Source organism: Luteimonas sp. FCS-9 (genome assembly GCF_001014645.1).
GTDB lineage: Bacteria > Pseudomonadota > Gammaproteobacteria > Xanthomonadales > Xanthomonadaceae > Luteimonas.
Map to the genome: position 1 here is coordinate 1 of NZ_LASZ01000038.1, position 4,684 is coordinate 4,684.

General features: G+C 69.2%; 6 protein-coding genes. 2 read left to right on the forward strand and 4 right to left on the reverse strand.

From position 1 onward, the window contains the following. Nucleotides 1-227: 227 nt before the first annotated feature. Entirely contained in the window at nucleotides 228-494 is a 267-nt protein-coding gene (locus WQ56_RS19145) for a hypothetical protein (protein WP_197076509.1), read from the reverse strand. A gap of 67 nt (nucleotides 495-561) precedes the next feature. On the opposite strand from WQ56_RS19145, the gene WQ56_RS18920 reads away from it, so the two are divergent. Next, complete coding sequence (locus WQ56_RS18920; RefSeq protein WP_047138062.1) at nucleotides 562-840, forward strand: type II toxin-antitoxin system RelE/ParE family toxin; 279 nt, start codon at nucleotides 562-564, stop codon at nucleotides 838-840. After that, nucleotides 840-1,133, forward strand: a complete 294-nt coding sequence (locus tag WQ56_RS18925) for a HigA family addiction module antitoxin (RefSeq protein ID WP_047138063.1) — start codon at nucleotides 840-842, stop codon at nucleotides 1,131-1,133. Before WQ56_RS18920 ends, WQ56_RS18925 begins: the two co-directional genes overlap by 1 nt. A gap of 305 nt (nucleotides 1,134-1,438) precedes the next feature. On the opposite strand, the gene sigJ is transcribed toward WQ56_RS18925, so the two are convergent. From sigJ to WQ56_RS17310, 3 genes are all read right to left on the reverse strand, one after another. Continuing rightward, entirely contained in the window at nucleotides 1,439-2,329 is an 891-nt protein-coding gene (sigJ, locus tag WQ56_RS17300) for an RNA polymerase sigma factor SigJ (RefSeq protein ID WP_047138385.1), read from the reverse strand. Nucleotide 2,330: 1 nt separating this feature from the next. Beyond that, on the reverse strand, nucleotides 2,331-2,780 hold the full coding sequence (locus WQ56_RS17305) for a carboxymuconolactone decarboxylase family protein (RefSeq protein ID WP_047138386.1): 450 nt from the start codon (nucleotides 2,778-2,780) through the stop codon (nucleotides 2,331-2,333). A 138-nt stretch (nucleotides 2,781-2,918) separates the two neighbouring features. Further along, on the reverse strand, nucleotides 2,919-4,684 hold a 1,766-nt coding region (locus tag WQ56_RS17310; protein ID WP_047138387.1), incomplete at its 5' end, for a TonB-dependent receptor.

Sequence of the window (4,684 nt, forward strand, 5' to 3'; positions counted from 1 at the left end):
GCTGGATCCCGTTCTACTTCGGCAACGACGCCACGCGCCTGCAGGCGCTTTTCCGCGACGAGGGCTGCCTGATCTTCACCGGCGGCAACGTCTGGGGCGGTGGCGGCAGCGAGCTGATCCAGATCGAAGCCGATCCGTCGGGCGAGTGCTACCAGCCCTGAGCGACGCCACGGGCGGCATCGCGTTCTCGCCATGCGGACGGACGCCGGATCGCCCGGCGCGCCCGCTCAGGCGGCGTGGCGGAAGTCGGGATAGATCGGCTTGGCAGGCGCAGGCACAGGCGCGGGCGCCTCGGTGACGGGCGGCGGGACGGCGACGGCCGGCGGGGGCAGGTGCGTGCCTTCCATGACCATGGCCAGCACGTCGAACGCGGAATAGGGCAGGACGTTCATATCGGCTCCGGGTGACGCGGCGGATGCTTGGACATCCGGGGTGGGTGTGATGCCAAGGTAGGACTGCCCGGAACGCATCGCATTGATGCAGATCAACCGCATGCTTGTGTCGATTACGGCAGGCTCACATCCACTTGTTGCGTGATGCGCAACATGCTACGTTGGCCGCATGATCAAGTCTTTCCGGCACAAGGGACTCCGCCGGTTCTACGAGACAGGCAGCACGGCTGGCATCCAGGCCGGACATGCGAAGCGGTTGCAGATGCAGCTGGCTGCGCTGGATACCGCCTCGATCGTGGAGGACATGGAGATTCCAGGCTTTCGCCTCCATCCGCTGAAAGGTCGGATGCAGGGGCGTTGGGCGATTTCCGTCAACGGCAACTGGCGACTGACGTTCGAGTTCCGGGACGGCAATGCGTACGTGCTGGATTACGAGGACTACCACTGATGGCCATGCACAACCCGCCCCATCCCGGCGCATTCATCGTCGCGGTCTATCTGGAGCCCAATGGCGTCAGCGGTCGGACGCTGGCCGAAAAGCTGGACGTGTCGGCGTCCACGCTCAGCAGGATCCTCAACGGCACGAGCCGCGTCACGCCGGAAATGTCCCTACGGCTCGCCAAGGCGATCGGGCGGACGCCCGAGAGCTGGCTGGCGATGCAGGATGCGCACGATCTGTGGGTAGCGCGCCGGGAAGTCGACCTGCGACGGGTCGGCAAGCTTGAGCTCGAAGCGGCCTGACGCCACGTCGGACTGCTTCCACAGCGACGAATCGGGCACGCGTGGGGTCCCGTTCCACGCCGGCAACGACGCCATGCACCTACAGGCGCGCCGGCGGCAATTCGATTCAGATCGAGGACGATCCTTCGGGAAATTGCGCCCAGCCCTGAGGCACGCCAGCTTCGCCGTGCGCGGACGCCGGCGTCCTGTCGGCGTCTGCACGTGGATCGCTCGGCTGATCGGGCTCGGGCGAGCGCGCTTGCGTGCAACGGAGCGTCGTCGGCAAGCTTCTTCGCGCGCGAGCGCGCTCCCATCGCTGGGGGATATCAGCGGCCGGCGAATGCGGCCTGCAGGTTTGCGAGCTTGTCGGGATTGCGCATGACGTAGATGTCCGACACGTTGCCGTCGGGCGCGCAGGCGAACCACACCGCGGCGCTCAAGGCGCCGGCGTCGTGGACGAGGAAGCCGGGCGCGCCGTTGAGCTGCGCTTCGACCATCGCCTCAGGCGCCCACCAGACGTGCAGGCCCGCTTCGATGAAGCGGGTCACTTCCCGGTGCCCGTGCATCACGCGGCGCGCCGCGACGACCTTGCCGCCGCCATCCGATGACAGGCGCACGTCGTCGCTGAGCAGCGTCGCCAGTGCCTCGGTCGAGCCGCTCGCGACGGCATCCCGGAACGCGTCCAGCAACCGGCGCTGGCGCGCGGGCGGCGTCTGGTGGCGTACGCGCGCATCCCCGATGTGCCGGCGCGCACGCGCGACGAGCTGTCGGCACGCCGGCGCCTGCAGGCCGAGCGTGTCCGCGACCTCCGGGTACGGGCGGTCGAAGATGTCGTACAGCAGGTAGGCTGCGCGCTCCTTCGGTGTAAGCCGTTGCAGCGCGAGCAGGAACGCCGTGGTCAGCGATCCCGCCAGCTCGACCGCCTGGTCGGGCATGCCGAGAGCGCCGGTGGGCACCGGCTCGGGCAGCCAGGGGCCGACGTAGTCGACGCGCGCACGGTCGGCCGCCGACAGCATGTCCAGGCAGCGCCGGGTGCAGACCGTCGTCAGCCAGGCGTCTGCATTGTCGATCGCGTCGCGGTCGGCGGCCTGCCATCTGAGGAAGGTGTCCTGCACCGCGTCCTCGGCGTCGGCTCGTACGCCCAGGACACGGTAGGCCAGCCCGAGCAGCATCGGCCGCGCGGCTTCGAAACGGTCGGCGAGATCGGGCACGGCCATGTCAGTGGTTCGCGATCTGCAGGCGGTTCCAGAGGTTGATCATCGCGATGTCGGCGGTCAATGCCGCGATCTCGGTGTCGCTGAAATGCGCGCGCAGTGCCGTACGCAGTGGGGCGTAGTCGGCCTGCGCGTCGAGACGGGTCAGTGCTTCGGTCCAGGCCAGTGCCGCGCGTTCACGGACATCGAAGTCCTCGACGTGGCGCCACACGACCAACCGGTCCAGGCGTGTATCGGTCTCGCCGTGTTCGCGTGCCTCCCGGGTATGCATCTTCACGCAGAAGGCGCAGCCGTTGATCTGCGAGGCGCGCAGGACCATCAGGTGGTGCAGGCCGGCGTCGGGCGTGAGCCGGGAAATCCTGCCTTGGGTGGCGACGAGGGCCTGCATCAGGTCCGGCAGCACTTCGGGCAAGTGGACGGGCGCAGTGACTGGATCGTGGGCGGTGCTGGACATCGATGCCTCCTCGGCGTGGGATTCGCCGGTTCGACGATCCAGCGCGCCGTTCCGTGACGCCTCCCCGGCGCGCACGGGTGCCGGACGCGCGGACGCCCCGACAGGCGGGGCGTCCGGGCATTGCGATGCGACTGGCGGTCAGTCGAACTTGAACTTCGCGCCGATCGTGAAGTAGCGGCCGATCGCGCCGCTGAAGTCCATCGGGTTGTAGTTGATGGCGCCGTAGGTCAGCGGGTCGAGCGGGGCGACGCGGTCGGTGACGTTGTTGACCGAGCCGAACAGCTCCCATGCCGCGCTGGGCATCCAGCGGGCCGACAGGTCGATCGTGTAGAACGACGCGAGCTCGCAGCCGCGCGGGGCGTCGTCGCCGTTCGCGAAGCCGTTGGCGCAGTCGGTGTCGCCGGCCTCGGTGACGTTGCGGATGCTGTCGCGCCAGTTCACGACGCTGCTGATCGAGAACGCATCCATTTCCCAGGTCGCGCCGAAGTTGGCCTTGTTCTTCGGCGTGCCGATGCAGTTGGTCACGTCGCAGTTGCCGTGGGTGCCGGCGAACTCGTAGACCGTGCCGTCGACGTCCTGGCGCTCGAACGCGCTGATGTGGGTGAACTGCAGGTCCAGCCGCAGGCGGCCGGCATCCCCCAGGTCGATGCGCTGCTCCATGTCGACATCGAAGCCCTCGACGGTCGTCGACGAGGCGTTCTCGTAGCCCACCAGCACCGCGAGGATCGAGCCGCTGCCCGGCGTGCCGGGGATCTCGTTGGTGCCGCGGATGACGTTGTCGCCGCCCGCCGAGATCGCCGCGTCCGCGCTGCCGCCGAAGATCTCGCCGGTGCGCCGGATGCGGAACGCGTCGAACGCCAGCGAGCCGCCCGACCACGGCGACAGCACCAGGCCGACGGTCGTGCTCTTGGACTCCTCGGGCTGCAGGTCGGGATTTGGCGAGGTGATCAGCGCGATCGAGCCGGCGTCGCAGTCCTGCGGCTCGTTGCCCGGGGCGGCGCAGCGGACCGGGTCGACCGCGGTGCTGAAGGCGGCCAGGCCGCCGGTGCCGGCCTCGGCCGGGTTCGGGGCGCGGAAGCCTTCGGCGTAGGTGCTGCGCAGCGCGATCCAGTCGGTCGGCGACCACTTCACGCCGACCTTGGGCGTGGTCGAGCTGTCGCCGCCCTCGTACTTGTCCATGCGCAGCGCGCCGGTCAGTTCCAGCGTCTCGTGCACCGGCGCCTGCAGCTCGACGTAGGCGCTGGCGACCTTCTCCACGCCCTCGTAGGCCGAGTAGCCCAGGCCGATGATGTCGCCGATGTCGGTGAACGACTGCGGGGTCAGCAGCACCGACTGGCGGCGGTACTCGGCGCCGACCGCCAGGCCCAGGGGGCCTCCGGGCAGGTCGGTCAGCGAGCGCGTGGCCTTGGCGTCGAGGATGTCGAGCCGGGTGCGGCCGGTGGCGCGGATGCGCGGGGAGATGTAGTCGTACAGCGCCTGGGTGTTGAGGCCGGCATCGTCGCCGATGCGCCACCAGCCGACCGGGCTGGCCGGATCCTCGAGCACGGTCTTGACCCGGCTGTAGCGCAGGAAGCCGGTGCGCTCGTTGGTCAGGTCGGTGCCCGAGTGCAGGTAGCCGACGTCGTAGTCCCACGCGCCGGCGGTGCCCTTGAAGCCGAGCAGCAGGCGCATGAAGCGGCTGTCGTTGTAGGTAGTGCGCGGGCCGACGTCGAAGGCGGTGTAGCGCAGGCGATTGGCAGTGCCCGGGTACGGGTTGTCGGGGTGGCCGGGGCCGAGCACGACCGCGCCGGGGCCCGGGTCGCTGGCGTTGACCGGGCCGCCGGGGTAGCCCCACGCGCCGGAGACGCCCGAGGGCGTGTTCTGGAAGATCGTCTTCTTGTTCGCCGCGCTGAGTTCCATGTAGA

Excerpts from the sequence above, each read along its gene's own strand:
- WQ56_RS19145 (WP_197076509.1), bottom strand. The coding sequence starts at position 494 with ATGCGGTTGATCTGCATCAATGCGATGCGTTCCGGGCAGTCCTACCTT.
- WQ56_RS18920 (WP_047138062.1), top strand. The coding sequence starts at position 562 with ATGATCAAGTCTTTCCGGCACAAGGGACTCCGCCGGTTCTACGAGACA.
- WQ56_RS18925 (WP_047138063.1), top strand. The coding sequence starts at position 840 with ATGGCCATGCACAACCCGCCCCATCCCGGCGCATTCATCGTCGCGGTC.
- sigJ (WP_047138385.1), bottom strand. The coding sequence starts at position 2,329 with ATGGCCGTGCCCGATCTCGCCGACCGTTTCGAAGCCGCGCGGCCGATG.
- WQ56_RS17305 (WP_047138386.1), bottom strand. The coding sequence starts at position 2,780 with ATGTCCAGCACCGCCCACGATCCAGTCACTGCGCCCGTCCACTTGCCC.